Annotated in this window: 17 protein-coding genes; 6 read left to right on the top strand and 11 right to left on the bottom strand. The window is 73.0% G+C overall.

What is annotated here, in order from left to right; translation table 11 throughout:
* Positions 1-42: 42 nt before the first annotated feature.
* Together AB0F61_RS05235 and AB0F61_RS05230 are read left to right on the top strand one after the other, a co-directional pair.
* The gene (locus AB0F61_RS05235) at positions 43-1,050 is read left to right on the top strand and encodes an SAM-dependent methyltransferase (protein ID WP_357803468.1); all 1,008 of its coding nucleotides are present in this window, start codon (positions 43-45) and stop codon (positions 1,048-1,050) included.
* A complete protein-coding gene (locus AB0F61_RS05230) occupies positions 1,047-2,234 on the top strand; it encodes an NADH-quinone oxidoreductase subunit D (protein WP_357803466.1) in 1,188 nt (395 codons plus the stop codon). Before AB0F61_RS05235 ends, AB0F61_RS05230 begins: the two co-directional genes overlap by 4 nt.
* Before the next feature lie 18 nt (positions 2,235-2,252).
* Here AB0F61_RS05230 and AB0F61_RS05225 read toward each other — a convergent pair whose 3' ends face one another.
* The 4 genes from AB0F61_RS05225 to AB0F61_RS05210 all read right to left on the bottom strand — a co-directional run bounded on the left by AB0F61_RS05225 (position 2,253) and on the right by AB0F61_RS05210 (position 6,811).
* Entirely contained in the window at positions 2,253-4,073 is a 1,821-nt protein-coding gene (locus AB0F61_RS05225) for a hypothetical protein (RefSeq protein WP_357803464.1), read from the bottom strand.
* 108 nt (positions 4,074-4,181) lie between these two features.
* A complete protein-coding gene (locus AB0F61_RS05220) occupies positions 4,182-5,186 on the bottom strand; it encodes a glycine betaine ABC transporter substrate-binding protein (protein ID WP_357803462.1) in 1,005 nt (334 codons plus the stop codon).
* Positions 5,187-5,387: 201 nt separating this feature from the next.
* The gene (locus AB0F61_RS05215) at positions 5,388-6,128 is read right to left on the bottom strand and encodes an ABC transporter permease (RefSeq protein WP_357803460.1); all 741 of its coding nucleotides are present in this window, start codon (positions 6,126-6,128) and stop codon (positions 5,388-5,390) included.
* Positions 6,125-6,811 (bottom strand): ABC transporter permease, encoded by a 687-nt coding sequence (locus AB0F61_RS05210; RefSeq protein WP_357803458.1) that lies wholly within the window; start codon positions 6,809-6,811, stop codon positions 6,125-6,127. The genes AB0F61_RS05215 and AB0F61_RS05210 overlap by 4 nt, the downstream gene beginning before the upstream one ends.
* A gap of 2 nt (positions 6,812-6,813) precedes the next feature.
* Between AB0F61_RS05210 and AB0F61_RS05205 the strand changes: the two genes are divergently transcribed.
* The gene (locus tag AB0F61_RS05205) at positions 6,814-7,818 is read left to right on the top strand and encodes an ATP-binding cassette domain-containing protein (RefSeq protein ID WP_357803456.1); all 1,005 of its coding nucleotides are present in this window, start codon (positions 6,814-6,816) and stop codon (positions 7,816-7,818) included.
* Positions 7,819-7,890: 72 nt separating this feature from the next.
* On the opposite strand, the gene AB0F61_RS05200 is transcribed toward AB0F61_RS05205, so the two are convergent.
* The 7 genes from AB0F61_RS05200 to folP form a co-directional block, all read right to left on the bottom strand.
* Positions 7,891-8,382, bottom strand: a complete 492-nt coding sequence (locus AB0F61_RS05200; protein WP_357803454.1) for a hypothetical protein — start codon at positions 8,380-8,382, stop codon at positions 7,891-7,893.
* Between the two features lie 65 nt (positions 8,383-8,447).
* Positions 8,448-8,756, bottom strand: coding sequence for a hypothetical protein (locus tag AB0F61_RS05195; RefSeq protein ID WP_357803452.1), 309 nt, complete (start codon positions 8,754-8,756; stop codon positions 8,448-8,450).
* A gap of 53 nt (positions 8,757-8,809) precedes the next feature.
* Positions 8,810-10,042, bottom strand: coding sequence for an ABC transporter permease (locus AB0F61_RS05190; protein ID WP_357803450.1), 1,233 nt, complete (start codon positions 10,040-10,042; stop codon positions 8,810-8,812).
* Between the two features lie 119 nt (positions 10,043-10,161).
* Positions 10,162-10,701 carry a DUF3180 domain-containing protein gene (locus AB0F61_RS05185; protein ID WP_357803449.1) on the bottom strand — a complete coding sequence of 180 codons (540 nt, stop codon included), beginning with the start codon at positions 10,699-10,701 and terminating at the stop codon, positions 10,162-10,164.
* A 19-nt stretch (positions 10,702-10,720) separates the two neighbouring features.
* Positions 10,721-11,248 carry a 2-amino-4-hydroxy-6-hydroxymethyldihydropteridine diphosphokinase gene (folK, locus tag AB0F61_RS05180; RefSeq protein WP_357803447.1) on the bottom strand — a complete coding sequence of 176 codons (528 nt, stop codon included), beginning with the start codon at positions 11,246-11,248 and terminating at the stop codon, positions 10,721-10,723.
* Positions 11,245-11,613, bottom strand: coding sequence for a dihydroneopterin aldolase (gene folB / locus AB0F61_RS05175; RefSeq protein ID WP_357803445.1), 369 nt, complete (start codon positions 11,611-11,613; stop codon positions 11,245-11,247). Before folB ends, folK begins: the two co-directional genes overlap by 4 nt.
* Positions 11,610-12,506, bottom strand: a complete 897-nt coding sequence (gene folP, locus AB0F61_RS05170) for a dihydropteroate synthase (protein ID WP_357803443.1) — start codon at positions 12,504-12,506, stop codon at positions 11,610-11,612. The genes folB and folP overlap by 4 nt, the downstream gene beginning before the upstream one ends.
* 355 nt (positions 12,507-12,861) lie before the next feature.
* Between folP and AB0F61_RS05165 the strand changes: the two genes are divergently transcribed.
* The 3 genes from AB0F61_RS05165 to AB0F61_RS05155 all read left to right on the top strand — a co-directional run bounded on the left by AB0F61_RS05165 (position 12,862) and on the right by AB0F61_RS05155 (position 17,039).
* The gene (locus AB0F61_RS05165) at positions 12,862-13,176 is read left to right on the top strand and encodes a hypothetical protein (protein WP_074315118.1); all 315 of its coding nucleotides are present in this window, start codon (positions 12,862-12,864) and stop codon (positions 13,174-13,176) included.
* 13 nt (positions 13,177-13,189) lie between these two features.
* Positions 13,190-13,552, top strand: coding sequence for a hypothetical protein (locus AB0F61_RS05160; RefSeq protein ID WP_139583242.1), 363 nt, complete (start codon positions 13,190-13,192; stop codon positions 13,550-13,552).
* A 70-nt stretch (positions 13,553-13,622) separates the two neighbouring features.
* Positions 13,623-17,039 (top strand): ATP-binding protein, encoded by a 3,417-nt coding sequence (locus tag AB0F61_RS05155; RefSeq protein WP_357803441.1) that lies wholly within the window; start codon positions 13,623-13,625, stop codon positions 17,037-17,039.

Below are 17,039 nucleotides of genomic sequence, written 5' to 3'. Positions count from 1 at the left end.
GGCACGGATGATCGGCGGGTGGACCGGAACCGGAGGGGACGGATGTCGATCGGCTGGCGGGACGCCATGAGCAGAGCCCTCTACGGGCCGGGCGGCTTCTTCGTCGCCGGCACCGGGCCGGCCGACCACTTCCGCACCAGCGTGCACGCCTCCCCCGCCTTCACCAACGCACTGCTGCGCCTGCTCAACCAGGTCGACTCGGCCCTCGGCCACCCAGACCGGCTCGACGTGGTCGACGTCGGCGCCGGGCGCGGAGAACTGCTGCGCGGCCTGCTGCAATCCATCGAGGGCTCCGCCGGGCTCGCGCAACGGGTACGCCTCACCGCCGTCGAGGTGGCACCCCGTCCCGAGCGCCTGCCCGACCGGATCGGCTGGGTGTCCGAGACACCCGCGGGGATCAACGGGCTGTTGATCGCCACCGAGTGGTTGGACAACGTCCCGCTGGACGTGGCGGTGCACACCGCGGCCGGCTGGCGGTACGTGCTCGTCGATCCCACGAGCGGCACGGAATCGGTAGGTGAACCGGTAAGCGCCGCCGACCACGACTGGTTGACCACCTGGTGGCCCAGCCCCGCGAGCCATCGCGACCACCGCGCCGAGATCGGCAGGCCGAGGGACGAAGCCTGGGCGGAAGCGGTCCGGGCGGTCGGTCGCGGGCTCGCGGTCACTGTCGACTACGGACACCTGCGCGACAGCAGGCCGACGAACGGGACGCTCACGGGTTACCGGGGTGGACGGCAGGTGCCTCCGGTCCCGGACGGGTCGAGTGACGTGACCGCCCACGTGGCCATGGACTCGGTCGCCTCCGCCGGCGCGGCGGTCGCCCGGTGCGCGTACTCCCTGGTCTCGCAGCGGGAGGCGCTGCGGGCGCTCGGGGCCGACGGCGGCCGACCGCCGCTGAGTCTGGCCGGCATTGACCCGGCGGGGTACGTGCGGGCGCTTGCCGCCGCGTCGGCGGTGGCCGAGCTGACCGACCCGGCCGGGCTCGGCGGGCACCTGTGGCTGCGCCAACCGGTCGGCATCCCGCTCGGCCCGTCCGTGGCACGATGACGGGCATGACCACCGACGCCGGGGACCTCCGTGAACTGACCGTCGGCACCGGGGCCGGGCTGGTCGCCGGCGCCGGCGACCAGCAGCTCGGCACCGACATGGTGCTGAACATCGGCCCGCAGCACCCCTCCACGCACGGTGTGCTGCGACTCAAGCTGGTGCTCGACGGTGAGCGGGTCGTCTCCTGCGAACCGATCATCGGTTACATGCACCGGGGCGCGGAGAAGCTCTTCGAGGTGCGCGACTACCGGCAGATCATCGTGCTTGCCAACCGGCACGACTGGCTCTCGGCGTTCTCGAACGAGCTGGGTGTGGTGCTCGCTGTGGAACGCCTGATGGGCATGGAGGTGCCGGAGCGGGCCACCTGGCTGCGGATGGCCCTCGCCGAGCTGAACCGGGTGCTCAACCACCTGATGTTCCTCGGCTCCTACCCACTGGAGATCGGGGCGATCACGCCGATCTTCTACGCCTTCCGGGAACGGGAGACCATCCAGGCGGTGATGGAGGAGGTCTCCGGCGGCCGGATCCACTACATGTTCAACCGGGTGGGCGGCCTCAAGGAGGAGGTGCCGTACGGGTGGACCGGCCGGGCGCGCGCGGCGATCGGCGAGGTCCGCCGGCGGCTGCCCGACCTGGACCACCTGATCCGGCGCAACGAGATCTTCCTGGCCCGCACCGTGGGCGTGGGGGTGCTCACCGCCGCCGACGCCGCCGCGTTCGGCGCGTCCGGGCCGGTGGCCCGCGCCTCCGGGCTCGACCTGGACCTGCGCCGCGACGACCCCTACCTGGCCTACGACGAGCTGGACGTGCCGGTGGTCACCCGCACCGCCGGCGACTGCCACGCCCGTTTCGAGGTACTGCTGGATCAGGTGTACGCGTCGCTGGACCTCGCCGAGCAGTGCCTGGACCGGGTGGACCAGCTCACCGGGCCGATCAACACCCGCCTGCCGAAGGTGCTCAAGGCGCCGGAGGGGCACACGTACGCCTGGACGGAGAACCCGCTCGGCATCAACGGCTACTACCTGGTGTCCCGGGGTGAGAAGACGCCGTGGCGGTTGAAGTTGCGCACCGCCTCGTACGCGAACGTGCAGGCGCTGGCCACCCTGCTGCCCGGCTGCCTGGTGCCGGACCTGATCGCGATCCTCGGTTCGATGTTCTTCGTGGTCGGCGACATCGACAAGTGACGCGATCCGGCTGACCGGTCAGCGCCAGCGGTCGCCGGGCGGGGTGCCGCCGGCACGCGGGGCGTCGTCCTGCGGCGGGTAGCCGTAACGCTCGTCGACCCGGCGTCGACCGGTCCGCTCCGGCGCGGGTTCGGCCTCGTGGGCACGCTGGCGCGGTGGGCGCCACTCGTCCGGCACCGGGACGCCGCCCACCGGCAGCGCCGGCCGGTCCGCCGGCTCGCCCCGGTGGTACGACTCGCGCTCCTCGGGCCGACGGGGCTCCCCGTAGCGGCGCGGCTCGTCAGGGCGGCGCGGCTCCTCGTAGCGGCGCTGTTGCTCGTGCTGGCGCGGCTCGTCCTGCTGGCGCGGCTCCTCATAGCGGCGCGGCTGCTGGCGGGGTTCCTCATGGCGCACCTCGGCCCAGCGGTCGGCCACCCGGTACTCGGTGCCGGTGGCGTCGGCGCGCACCTCGGCCCGGCGTTCGCCGACCCGCAGCTCACGGCCGTTCTCGTCATCGCGGACGGCGGCCCACCGGTCCCCGGCCCGCAACTGCGACCAGTACTCGCCCGTGTCGTCGGCCCGCAGGGCCGGCCCGGGCTGCGGAGCGCCCGCACCCGCCCGATCGCGCTCAGCCGACCAACCACGATCGTCCGGGCTGTCCCAGGCACCCGAGGTCGGCCGCTCCGGCGCGTGGTGCGACCTGACGGCCGGGCCGGGCTCGTCGGGCTGGGCGTACGCGTCGCGTGGATCGGTCCACTCCGGCTCGTCGCGGCGACCTGTCCAGCCCGGCTCGTGCCCGTCGGGCCCGTTCCGGTCGGCACTGCGGCCCGACGCCTCCCGTGCGCCGGTCCACTCGGGCTCCCCAGCGGTCGAGGGCTGCGCCCCCCACGCGCGGTTGTCGCCAGGGCGGCGCCTGTCGTCGTGGGCGGCTCGGGGGTGCTCCCCCGGCTCGCCCCTCGATCGGCCGGCCGAGCGGGCACGCTCGTCCGTGCCGCCGCCCCGGGTCCACTCCTGCGCCGGTGGGGTCCACCGGCCCGGGTATTCGCTGTCGTAGCGCCCAGCCGGCTCGGCCGGCCCGCCGTCCACCACCGTGTGCCGGGTGGTGACGTGCACGGTTTCGGTGTGCCGGACCACGCCCACCGGCCGGGGCGCCGGCTCGGGCCGGTCGTGCTCGCGGGGACGGGCTGAGCCGTACGCGGTGTCGGCGGGCCGCGGTGCGCCGTACGTCCTCGCGGTCGCCCGCGGCTCGGCGGCCTCCCGCGGGTAGGCCGGCTCGTCGTCGTCCTGGTGCGCGGAACGGCCCCACCGGGACGCGTCGTCCGGGCCGGACACCCAGGCCCGGCCCGGCGGTGCGTCACCCGGCGCCTGGACGCGGCTACGGGCCACCGGCGCGTTGTCCACCGGCGGCTCGACACCCGGCACCCGCGCCCGGCCGGGACCCGGCGGCTCCGCGACGGGGGCGGCACCGGCGGGGGCGGCACCGGCGAGAGCGGCACCGCTGGCGTCCAGCCGGCGACGGACCGCGGCAATCCCCTCCTGCGCCCGGTGCGCCTGGTCGAGCGCCTGGCTACCCCGCTGCGCGGCGGTCGCGATCTCGGTACGCAGCTCCTGGCGAAGCTCCTCGATCTCGTCCAGCAGCTCGTCGGCCCGCGCGCCCTCGCCGTCGGGCCGCAACGCGATGGAGAGGCCGATCAGCACCACCGCGACGATGGCGAGCACAGCGGCGAAGCGCAGCGGACCGTTACCGTCGGCGACCAGCAGGATCAGCGCCGCCACCGGCGCGAGCGCGACCCCCGCCCAGAAGAGCACGGTCAGCAGCTGTGGTTGACGCCGGGCGTCAGAGGTGGCCGGGGCTGGCATGGATGTGCAGCCTACCGACGAGCCTCGCCGGAGGGAACGGGGTCCCGGGACGCGCGGACGCCCCCGCCCGGTCGGGGCGGGGGCGTCCTCAGCACGCCCGGAGAGGGCTCAGCTGGTGGCGAACGCGCCGTCCGAGGAGAAGATCAGGCCCACGCTGATCGAGCCGTCGCGCAGACCGCTCTTGGTGAGCGGCCCACCCTGGTCCAGCGAGGAGAACTTGCCCACCGACAGCCCGTACGTCTTCTCCAGACCCGGCTTGCAGAACGGACGCTGCTCGCACTCCGGCGGGCCACCCAGCACCGTCGCGCTGCCGGAGCACTTCGCGGCCAGCTCGGAGAGGGTCCGCACGCCGTACTTGTCGGCGAACGCCTGGGTGACGGCGAAGGCGTTCTGGTCCTGGGCGGCGGCCGGGGCGCCGAAGGTGATGCCGACCTTGTCGCCCTCGGCCTTGAGCGCGGTGACAGTGGTGTTGATGTCGGGCGAGGAGACCGGCGGAGGAGTGCCGCCCTTCTCCTTGGTGTTGAGGAACTCGGCCATCGTCGCCGCGTACTCCGGGACGACCTGGATCTCGCCCTTCACCAGCGCCGGCTCGTACAGCTCGCGGTTGCCGATCTGCTGCACCTTGACCTGGTAGCCGGCGGCCGTGAGCGTGATCCGGTACAGCTCGCCCAGAATCTGGCTCTCGGCGAAGTTCGCGGCGCCCACCACGATGTCGCCGCCCGGCCCCTTGGCGATGCCCGCGGTGATGTTGTTGGCGCTGGCGAACTCCTCGGCCGCCACCTTTGCGGTCTTGCGGTCCTCGTTGACCGCCTTGTTGAGCTGGATCAGCTTCGGGGTGTCGAGCGCGGCGGAGACCTTGTCCAGTGCGGCGATCAACTGCGGGTTGGCCGCCTTGCTGTTGACCGCGGGGATGACGTTGTCCGAGTTCTGGAGCTTCTTGTCGTCCTGCAGAGCGATGAGCTGCTTGCCGGCGACCGGGGCGCAGCCGGCGCCGGAGGCGCTCTGCTGGGGTGCGTCGGTGCCGGACGAGCCGGCGTCACCGCAGCCGGTGAGGATCGCTGCCCCGGCGACGGCGCCGATAGCGCCGATCGCCAGACGTGTACGTGCGCGCATGTGCCCGCCTTCCGTGTCCCGGCGCGGCCCGTCCCGGGCCGGCCGCGTGTCCGACGGGCGATCCTGACTGTCGGCCGCCCGCGAATGTCCACCCAACATGCTCCGCAACCGACCGACAACCTGGGATGGACTTCGTCACCTCATCGTCACCGATCCGACGAGCGTGGGTAGCCAGCCTGACGCGGGGCTCACCCGCACGGGTCAGGCGCTCCCGGTGGCGTCCGCGGGCCGGGGCCGACCCGTCCGTTGCCGTCCACGTCGCAGCGGACGGGGAGTGACCAGGCGTTCGACCCCGCCGAGAACCACCTCGGCCAGCAACGCGAGCCCGGCCACCAGCACACCGCCGGCGACGATCTGCCCGCCGCCGGCCGCGATACCGATGCCGAAGCCGGTCCGGATGATCTGACCGAGGCCGCCGCCGTTGACGAACGAGGCCAGTGCGGCGGTCGCGATCACCTGCACCGCGGCGGTCCGGAAACCGGCGGCCAGGTAGGGCACCGCGAGCGGCAACTCGACGCGGCGCAGCAACTGCCCGCCGGACAGGCCCATCCCCCGGGCCGCGTCGCGTGCCTCCGGGTCCACCTGTCGCACCCCGGTGTACGCGTTGGCCAGCAGCGGCGGCACGGCGAAGACGGCCAGGGCCACCACGACCGGCGTCCGCCCGAAGCCGCTGGCGAAGGCCACCGGCAGGATGGTGAGCAGCGCCAGGGTGGGGATGGCCAGGGTGGCGTTGGACACCAGCACCACGAGGCCGCCGCCGCGGCCGAGGTGCCCCAGCCAGAGGCCCAGCGGCCAGGCCACCAGGCAGCCGAGCGCCACCGCCAGGGCCGAGATCGTCAGGTGCTCACCGAGCCGGTCCAGCATGCCGCCCGGGTTTGTCCAGTTCAGTGGGTCGTTGATCCAGGTGATCGCCTGGCCGATCGGATTTTCCGCGACGGTCACCGTGCCCTCCGGGCGGACCAGGGGGTCACCAGCCGGGCGACCAGGACGAGCAGGAGGTCGAGCACGACCGCGAGCGCCACGCAGAGCAGCGCGGCGGTCATGATCTCGGCCTTGTAGAGGTTGTTCTGGAAGCCCGCGAAGATCAACTGCCCGAGGCCGCCATGCCCGACCAGCACGCCGACCGTGACCAACGCCACAGTCGAGACGGTCGCCAACCGCACACCCGTCACGATGCCCGGAAGCGCCAGCGGCAGGTCGATCCGGAACAGCCGCCCCCACCGGCCGTACCCCATCCCCTCGGCGGCCTCCCCGACCTCCGGGGGCACCTGGTTGAGCCCGGCCACCACGTTGCGCACGATCAACAGCAGCGCGTAGAGAACCAGCCCGACCAGCACGGTGGTGGTCCCGGTGCCCAGGTAGGGCGCGATAAACGCGAAGAGCGCCAACGACGGGATGGTGTAGACGACCCCGCTGACGGCCAGAATCGGGCCGGCGAGCGGCCGGAACCAGTACGCCAGCACGGACAACGGCAGCGCGATCAACACGGCGAGCAGCACCGCCCGCCCGGTGAGGGAGGCGTGTTCACGCACGGCGACGAGGATCGTGTCAGAGTTGTCCCGCACGTACTGCCAGGAGAACCAGGGGTTACCCGGGTCGGCCCGGTAGCTCAGGCGGAAGGACATACGTGGACGTTACCCCGGAGGCTGCCGAGGCGGCCCGATCCCCTCGCGCGGCGTCGATCTCCCTACAGGGCATCCAGAAGCGCTACCCGAACGGCACCGAGGCCGTCCGGGATCTCAGCCTGGACGTCCGGGCCGGCGAGCTGATGGTGCTGATCGGCCCGTCCGGCTGCGGCAAGTCGACAGTGCTGCGCATGATCAATCGCCTGATCGAGCCGACCGCCGGCCGGATCACGCTCGGTGACGAGGACGTCACCGACGCCGACCCGGTGCGGCTGCGCCGCCGAATCGGGTACGTGATCCAGAACGTCGGCCTCTTTCCACACCAGACCGTCCGGGCCAACGTGGCCACAGTGCCGGGCCTGCTGCGGTGGCCCAAGCGGCAGACCCGGGCCCGGGTCGACGAGTTGCTCGACCTGGTCGGCCTGGACCCGGCCCAGTTCGGCGGCCGCTACCCGCACGAGCTCTCCGGTGGCCAGCGGCAACGGGTCGGGGTGGCCCGCGCGCTCGCCGCCGACCCGGTGGTGCTGCTGATGGACGAGCCGTTCTCGGCCGTCGACCCGATCGTCCGGACCCGCCTACAGGAGGAGTTCCTCCGCCTTCAGGCCGAGGTCCGCAAGACGACGGTCCTGGTCACCCACGACCTCGACGAGGCGGTCCGGCTCGGCGACCGGATCGCGGTCCTCTCCGAGGGCGGGCACCTGGAGCAGTACGACACGCCCGCCGCGCTGCTCGGCGCACCCGCCACCCCGTTCGTCCGCGAGTTCGTCGGAGCCGACCGGGGAATCCGCCGGCTGGCGGTGACCCCACTCGACCGGGAGTCCCTGGAGCCCGTACCCGGCGACGCCGCCGCGGACCTGCCCACCGTGGCACTGGACGGCACCGCGTACGACGCGCTCGCGGTGCTGCTCACCTCGGGACGGGACCAGCTCGTGGTCACCGACGCCGGCCGACCGGTGGGTGCGCTCAGCCGGCACCGCCTGCTCGACCTGGGCCGACCGGCGAACTGACCTGACGGCGACCGGGCTGCCGCGGTCGGCGGCCCGGTCCCGGCCACCTCCGGACGACCTTGCCGGGTCAGCTCAGGCGCGACCGCCGAGGCTGGCGGTGCCGATGATCCACCCGGTGAGGAAGCCGTAGCCGGCACCGGTGCTGGCGCCCTGGAGTGCGTCCAGCAGCGACGGACCCGGGCTGAGCAGCGCCGCCAGCACGGCGGCGAGCCCTCCGGCGAGCACGTACGCGGCCCAGCCGGAGAGGAACTGGCTGACCGAGCCGGGCACCCGGGCCACCTGCGCGGCGGGCAGCAGGTAGAGCAGAGCGACCGCGAGGACCACAAGCAGCACGGCCCGCAGGTCGGCGGCGAACAAGCCGCCGGCCTGCCCGTCCGCGTCGAGCCGCCAGGCCGGCCATGCGAGCAGACGCAGATAGAAGGCGCCGGCCGACTCCGGGTCGGTCTGGGTGGCGGCCCAACCGGTGTACGCCGGGCTGCCACAGATCCCGACCAGCAACAACACGGCTAGCGCGCCGGTGCCGGCGGCCGTGCCGTAGCGGCTGACCCGGCCCGAGCGGTGCATGAGCGACGCCATCCGCCCAGGCCCCGAACCCGTCGTTCGGGCGGACCTGGGCTGCCCCGAGCGGTTCAGTGCTTCAGCAGGTAGTCGATGAAGGCGGCCCGCAGCAGCGGCGCGGACTCCTCGTAACCGTGACCGGTCAGCTCCCGCCACAGCGCGTTGGCCTCGTCGATGGTCGGGCCGATCGAGTTCGGCGCGCCGTCGAGCACCATGGCCTCGTCCGCGTTCGGCAGGTGCCGCAGCACCGACCAGTAGAACTTGACGTCGTGACGCTCCCGGGCCAGCGCGAACGCCCGCTCCCGCAACTCCTCGGTGGACAGCGCGTCAAGCTCGGCGAACGAGGTTCCGCCGGGGGTGGCGGCAGGTGTGTCGGTCATGCCGCCGAGCCTAACGGTCGAGATCAGCTCCGGCTCGGCGGACGCCACCCTGGTCACCGCTCGTCGGCGTCCCACCGACGCGGGCTGTCCTCCCAACGCGGATCCCGCCACGGGTCGACCGGTTGCGGCGCGGCCGGCGTCGGCAGCGTCGGCGGCCAGTTGTCCACCGACTGCGACTGCGGCATGGTCCAACCCGTGCTGATCGTGCCGTCGGTGACCGGTTCGGGTTTGTCGGTGTGGCCCGGTCGGGGCCGACCGAACGTCTCGACCAGCCGGGTGACGAGCAACCCGACGCCGAGCGCGGCACCACCCACCGCCCAGGTGCTCAGCGTCCAACCACGCTCCGGCGCGTACGCCTGGAAGACGGTGACCAGGCTGACCGCGAGCACCGTGCCGAACACACCGCCGCGACGGCCGTACGCGCTGGTGCCGGCGAGCAGGGCCACCCCCATCGCCAGGACCGTCAGGTCCAGCCCCGAGGTGGGCGCGACCGACCCGGGTTCCGTGGCCGACCCGGGGTTGTTGGCGGCGATGAGGACACCGGCGAGGGCGGCCAGCACGGTGGAGCCGACAAGCGCGACCGCGGTGACCACGGCGGCCACCGCGCCCCGCCGGCGGGCCGGGTCGGCGATCGGCCGGTACCGGCCGACCAGTCGGCGGATCGCCCGGACCGCGCCGAACAACCCGCCAAGAACGGCCAACGCCGCGAAGCCGGCGAACAGGTATCCGGCGCTGCGCCCCGGGTCGTAGTCGCCCTGCACCAGCACGCTCGCCGAACGGCGTTCGATGAACACCACCACACCCGCCGCGCCGGCCAGGCTGGCGGCCCAGCCCGGCACGTGCAGCACCACCACGGTCAGCGCCAGCGCGAGCCCGCCCAGCGCGGCGACCGCCACGGCCGGGCCGACCGACGCCGGCAGGCCCCGGTCACCCTGCTCGGCGTAGTGCAGGGCGGCGGCGACCGCGACCGGCCCGACTGCCAGGTTCGGTGCGGCCGTCCGCAGGCTCAGCCCGGCGGCCAGGGCGAGCAACCCCAACCCGACCGCGTCGACGAGCAACGTGCGCAGGTTGTCGGCGCGCAGGGCGGCCTGATCCTCCTGCCAGAGCAGCCAGCCCACGGCGGCAAGCCCGGCCAGCAGCACGAACTCCCAGCCCACCTGCACGCCGATCCGGTCCCGGCCGGGCTCACCATGCGTGGGGTCGTCGAAGACGTTCTCCAGGACGGCGGCGGGCACCCCGGACGAGGGCTCGGCCGAGCGGTCCCGGCCCCCTTCTTCGTAACCCATCACGCCGCCTCCCCAGTGGCCGGCCGGCCCCGGTCCGGCGCGCGGACGGACCATGGGCGGCCCTTGCTCTCCGATCGCAGGCACCGTACCCGCGCTCGGAGCCGGGCGTAACCCCCTGCTCAGCGCTGGCCGGGACGGCTCTCCCGGGGGTCCTGCTCGTGTTCGTCGTCAGGGCGTTCCGGCACCCGACACGAGCGCTCCAGCCACAGCGCGGCACCAACCAGAGCCAGCGAGGCGAGCAGACCCCCGCCAGCGGCCGGTCGATCGTCCAGGGCCGCCCGGGTGGTCTCCAGGAAGAGCCAGCCGGTGAGCCCCGCGTAGAAGCCGGCGAAGATGGCCGCGGCCAGCGCCGACGCCTTGGCAAGCACCACGAGACGGGCAACCAGCAGTGGGTCGACCGGATCCCGGCCGGGCTTGCGCTCGATCCGGCCCCGGGTGTTGATCGCGGCGTACCCCTCGAGCACGGCGAGCCCGGCGAGCGTCACCACCGGCAGCCAGGGCAGCCGGGGGACGCCGCTGTAGTAGAGGCTGCTGATCAGCAGCCAGGCCACCGCCGCCGCGGCCAGTGCGGCCACGACAAGTGTCGAAATCCGGGTGGGGCCCATCCGGGACCGATCCGGGCCCGACCCGCCCGGTGGTGGGGACTTCGCCTGCGTCATGCCGGCCGACTCCGCTCGGTCATGCCGTCGACTCTAACGCCAACTCCGGCCGGGGACGCAGTTCCAGCGCGTCGTCTGCCGCGGGGCCGGTGGTGAGCAGGTCGGTCAGCCAGCCGTGGCCGGGCAGCCGACCGTACGGCTGGATGTCGATCCACGGCCGCAGCACGAAGGCCCGCAGGTGCGCCCGGGGGTGCGGCAGGGTCAGCTCCTCCTCGTCGCTGAACACCGGCTCGTCGTCGTCGCCCCAGACCGCGATCACGTCCACGTCGAGGGTGCGCGGCCCGAACCGCCGCCGCGGGTCGCGGACCCGGCCGGCCGCGCGCTCCGCGTCGCGAGCCCGCTCCAGCCAGTCGCGGGGGGTCGCGGTCGCGTCCTGGGCCAGCAACACGGCGTTCAGGTACGCGGGCTGGTCGGCGTCGCCCCACGGTGGAGTCTCGTACACCCCGGAGAGCACGAGTACGGTGTCGCCGAACGTGGCGACCGCCGTGCGCAGGTGGCCCAGCCGGTCGCCCAGGTTGCTGCCGAGCGACAGCACGGCCCTGGTCACCGGTCCCGCGTCCGGGTCATGGTGACGGCCACGTCGGTGAAGGTGTGCGGCACCGGGGCCTCCGGTTTGTGGACGGTGATCGTGGCGGTGCGGACCCGCTCGTCGGCCAGGCAGACCGCGAGGAGCCGATCAGCGAGGGTCTCGATCAGGTTCACCGGCTCGCCGGTCACCACTGCGACCAGGCGTTCGGCCAGCTCGCCGTAGTGGACGGTGTCGGTGACGTCGTCGCTGGCCGCCGCCGGGGCCAGGTCCATCTCGAGGACGGCGTCGACCACGAAGTCCTGCCCCTGGGCCCGCTCGAAGTCGTACACCCCGTGTCGGCCGCGCGCCCGCAGGCCGGTCAGGTGGATCCGGTCGGGTGTCATCGCCGCACCTCCTGCTCGTGATCGTGTCGTGTCCGCTCCTCGCCGGGCGACGGCATCGCCAGGCGCGGGCTGCCGGTCGCGGCCCAGACGGCCAGCGCGTCGACGGTGGCCCGCACGTCGTGCACGCGTACGCCCCAGGCGCCGGCGGCGACCGCCAGCAGGCTGGTGGCCACGGTGGCCGCCTCCCGTTCGGCGGTCGGTCGCGGGGTGCCGTCCGGGGCGGCAAGCAACCGGCCGAGGTACGACTTGCGGCTGGCCGCGAAGAGCAGCGGAAAGCCGAGGTCCAGCAGCTCCGGCAGACGGGCGCTGAGTTCCCAGTTGTGCGCGGCGGTCTTGGCGAAACCGAGGCCCGGATCGACGATGAGGCGGTCGGCGGCCACTCCGGCGGCCAGTGCCGCGTCGATCCGCTGGGCCAGCTCGGCCCGGACGTCGGCCACCACGTCCCCGTAGCTGGCCAGCTCGCGCATGGTGCGGGAGGGGCCACGCCAGTGCATCAACACCCAGGGGCAGTGTGCGTCGCGAACCACTCGGGCCATGTCCGGGTCGGCCAGCCCGCCGGAGACGTCGTTCACCACAGCCGCCCCGGCGGACAGGGCGGCCTCCGCCACCCGGGCGCGAGTGGTGTCGATGCTGACCGCCACGCCGGCGGCCGTCAGCTCGCGGATGACCGGCAACACCCGGGCGACCTCGGTCGCGGCGTCGATCCGTTCAGCGCCGGGACGGGTCGACTCACCGCCGACGTCGATCAGGTGCGCCCCGGCGTCGCGCAGTCGGACGCCGTGTCCGACGGCCGAGTCGAGGTCGGCGTACCGTCCGCCGTCGGAGAAGGAGTCCGGTGTGACGTTGAGGACGCCCATCACCACCGGGCCCGAGGCCCGCACCAGATCGGTCACGACTAGACGGTACCGGTCGCGGCAGCGGCGCCAACCGACCCGGGTCGGCTCAACCGACCACCCCTGACGTGCTAGTTAGAACAGGTGTACGATCGGTCATCCGGGCAGTATCGGGCAGTCCCTTCACGGCTTGTCGCAATCCGGGGCGGCCCGTACGCTTTGGAATTGCCCAGCATCGAGATGGCGAAGCTTGGAGGGAGGGCCGAAGCGGGGAAAATCCGCCCAAACCTCGCCACCCTCCGTGGTGAGTAACGAACGCAGGGTCAAGAACGCCATGCCCTGTGGAGCAGATTTCCCGTCAGGCTTGCCTATCGCACCGCCGCGGCACCGCCGGCCGCGCTATGGGGAGGTTCCAGTGATCGCCTTCGAGCTCATGGAGACGGCGTCGTCAGGCGTCGCCCACGCGCTCTCCACCCTGGCGTCGACTCCGCTCGCGGAGCCGGCACCGAAGGGGATCGACACCAACAGTGTGGTCACCTTCTTCGCCAGCAAGATCGCGCCGATCCTGCTCGCCGTCCTGGGCGTCATCTTCATCGGCCGAGCCAGCCGGGGCGAGATCTCCAAGGTGCTTACCAGCTCCGCGATCGCGATCGTCGGGCTCGCCTTCATCGCCGGCGCGGCAACACTCTTCTTCGTCGGCGATTACCTGATCGACCTGATCTTCGAATAGGCGCGTTCACCAGATGCGGCTGCGCACCGACGACGACATCTACCGGGCCCGCCTGGTCTACCTCGGGCCGCCCGGTTACACCCTTCCGGTCCACCTGCCCTACGCCCAGTACGGGCTCTTCATGCTGCTGGTCCCCCTCTACATGTTCATCCACTGGCTGTTCACGTTCACGGTCGAGCTCTTCCCGGCCTGGGAGATCGCGCTCGCCATCGTGACCACGTCGTTCATCTTCCGGCACGTCGACCCCGATCGGCCGGCGCGGGTGGTCATCCGCACCGCGCTCACCGACTGGCGACGCACCCGGGAGCCGGCGGTCGAGCAGCGCGACCCGCGCCTGGTCGGCAGCCGGATCAGGATCCGGGAGGAGCTGGCATGACCGGGCGTACGCCGATCGGTTCGTCACACGACGCGGGTGAGAGCCTGCCGCCATTCGCGAAGGCGGTCGCATGAGTCGCTCGTCCACGCCGGGCTCCCCGGCCGGCCACCCGGCCGTGCCGGCCGGTCACCGTGCGCAATCGTTCGACTACACCGACGACGAGGACGAGGTGGCGCTCGACCCTGCCCTCGTGACGTCGCCCGGTCACGGCGCGGTGGGCGTGTTCCAGGCGCCCCGGCCGATCCCCCGCCGAACCCCACCCGCCGAGCCCAGTGCGGTGTCGGCCGGCGAGAACGCCGACATCGACTCGCCCTTCCTTGACCTCTTCGGCGGGGCACGGCCGAGCGCCGCGCGAGCTGTCACGGCCGGCCCGAGCACCCCGGAGCAGCCAACGGTCCCACCGCAGGCTGTCCAGACACCGGCCCGGCCGGTTCCCGAGCTGGAACCACCATGGACGCCCGACGACAAGCCCGGCCGCCGGTCCACCGAGCCACGGCACGGCGGTGTCCACCCGGCCAGCGAGCCCCGGGTGCCCCACCAGGCCGGCGACCGACTGCCGATGCTCCGCCCTTCGGATGAGCCCGACCCGACCCCCACCACACCGGCGAGCACCGGTCCCGTCAGCGGGCCAGCGAACGCCACGCCGGACAGCCGTCCGACGGCCGCGCCGGCGAATCGGCAGGCAACTCCAAGCCGACCGGCTGCCCAGACGGCCCGGCCGACGCCCACGGCCGAGCAGCCAGCCAACGCCGGGCCGACGGATCGGCCGGCGCTGGAGCGCACGCCACGGCGCGCCGCCGACCCGGATCGACCCAGGGGCTCGGGCACCGGGCCGACCGGGCGCGAGATCGCGCCGTCCCGACAGCGCGCCGCGAGCCGACCGGACCGGCCGACCAAACCGACCCGGGTCCGCGCCCCGAAGATCAAATTCGGCGATCGGGACCCGTCGGTCGAGCTGGCCATCACCGAGATCGCCGGTCACCTGACCTTCACCCCCAACACCGTGACCGCCTGGTACTGGCTGCCCGAGGTCCGCTGGGCATTCCGGCCGGACGCCGAACGTGAAGCGCTCCTGTCAGCCATCTCCGAGCAGTACGCCGGCCTGGCGGGCTTCCGGCTGCACCTGCGCCGCACCACCCGGCCGTTCCCCGCCGACGAGTGGGCGCGCACCATCGACGCACACACCCCCGCGCCGCTCGCCGACGTGGCCGGCACCACCGGTTGGGCCGATCACCTGGTCGCCGCCCAGCGGCACCTGATGGCGGTCAACCACGCCGAGGGGCAGACCTATCTGGGCGTCACCTTCGCCCGCCGCTCCCTCGGCGACTCGCTCACCGAGCGGTTGCTGCGTACCTTCGGCCGAGGCACCGCCGAGGGCGAACGCCGCAAGCTGGGCCGCACCGTGGAGCAGTTCGACGAGGTGCTCGGTGCGTTCGGCATGCGCGGCCGGCGGGTCACCGCCCAGGAGTTGGAGTGGCTGCTCTACCGCTCGGTGGCGCTGTGCATGTCCCCGCCCGGCACGCTCTCGCCGGTCACCGACGGGCGCTGGGAACGCGGTGACCTGCTCGCCCTGACCGAACAGGTGGAGCGCTACCGCACCCCGTACGGCTCGACGGTGAAACTCGTCAACCGGATGACCGGCGAGGAACGGCACGTCGCCGTGCTCGCCGTCGGCCGGATGGAGCCGCTAGAAATCCCCGAGCGGCACGAGCCCTGGCTGCACTTCCACGAGCGGCTGCCGTGGCCGATGGAGATTTCCACCCGCGTCGACATCCTCGGCTCCGGTGACTCCTTCCGCAATCTCGAACACCGGCTGCGGATGATCCGCTCGCAGCAGCTCGACTACGCCGAGCACGGCATCGACGCACCCCCGGAGCTGGAACGACTTGCCAAGCGCGCGCTGGTGATCGGCGACGAGATGACCACCGGCCTGCCGGTCGACTCGGCCCGCGCACACGGCTGGCACCGGATCGCCGTCGGCGGCCGGACCAGGGAGGAATGCCTGGAGCGCGCCCGCCGGCTCATCCAGCTCTACTCCCGGGAGCTGCGCATCTCCCTGCAACACCCGAAGAACCAGGACTGGCTGGCCCGCGAGTTCATCCCCGGCGAGCCGATCGCCAACACCGGCTACGTCCGACGCATGCCGGTGCCACTGCTCGCCGCCGCGCTCCCCCAGGCCGCCTCGAACGTCGGCGACCGGCGGGGCGACCTGATCGGCCGGACCGCCGGCACCTGCCGCCGGCCCGTCTTCCTCGACCTGCACTTCCCCATGGAGGTCCGGGAACGCTCCGGGCTGGCGGTCTTCGTCGCCGAACCGGGAGGTGGCAAGTCGACCCTGCTCGGCGCGCTCGGCTACCTGGCCGCCCGCCGAGGTGTCCAGGTGACCCTACTCGACCCGTCCGGGCCGCTGGCCCGGCTCTGCGCGATGCCCGAGCTGCGACCGTACTCCCGGGTGTTGAACCTGACCGGCTCGGAGCACGGCACCCTGGCGCCCTACTCCCTCATCCCCACACCGCTGCGTACCGAGTTCGCTGCCGGCGCGTCTGGTGACCGGGAGTTCGAGATCGCGGTCTCCAACGCCCGGGCCGAGCGGCGCATGCTCGTCCAGGACATCTGCATGATGCTCGTTCCGCCGCAGGTGGCCCGCGAGGCGTCGACCGCCACCCTGTTCCGGCACGCGGTCCGGCAGGTCCCCGCCGAGGAGACGTCCACCCTGGACGACGTGGTGAGCTGCCTCGGTCGTCTCGACGACGACGCCGGCAAGGAGCTGGCGAACCTCCTGCTGGACACCGCCGAGATGCCACTGGCCATGCTCTTCTTCGGCCGGCCACCCGAAGGGCTGCTCGGCGCCGACGCCGCACTCACCGTGATCACCATGGCGGGGCTGCGGTTGCCCGACCTCAAGATCGAACGTGAGTACTGGTCCGCCGAGGAGGCGCTCGCCCTGCCGATGCTGCACACCGCGCACCGGCTCGCCGTCCGCCGCTGCTACGGCGGGTCGATGTCGTCACGCAAGCTCGTCGGCCTCGACGAGGCGCACTTCATGGAGGGCTGGCGCTCCGGGCGTTCGTTCCTGGTCCGGCTCGCCCGGGACTCCCGCAAATGGAACCTCGCCGCCCTGGTCGCCTCGCAGAACCCCCGCGACATCCTCGGCCTCGACGTGCAAAACCTCGTCTCCACCGTCTTCGTCGGCCGGATCGCCGAGGACGCCGAGATCGCCTCCGAAGCGCTACGGCTGCTGCGGGTGCCGGTCAACGACGGGTACGAAGCAACCCTGGCCTCACTCTCCGCCGCCGACACCAGCTCGTCCAGCCGTCTCGGCTTCCGCGAGTTCGTGATGCGCGACGTCGACGGCCGGGTGCAGAAGGTCCGCGTCGACGTCTCGTACGTCGAAGGGCTGTTGGACCACCTCGACACGACGCCCGCCGCGATAGCCGCGGCAGCCGGCGTGCTGCCGAGCATCTCCCTGCCGGATCTGGAGGCGTGA

Source organism: Micromonospora sp. NPDC023888 (assembly GCF_040639415.1).
Lineage (GTDB): Bacteria > Actinomycetota > Actinomycetes > Mycobacteriales > Micromonosporaceae > Micromonospora.
The sequence above is the reverse complement of the archived record's forward strand: the minus strand, read 5'-3'. Positions and strand labels throughout refer to the sequence as shown.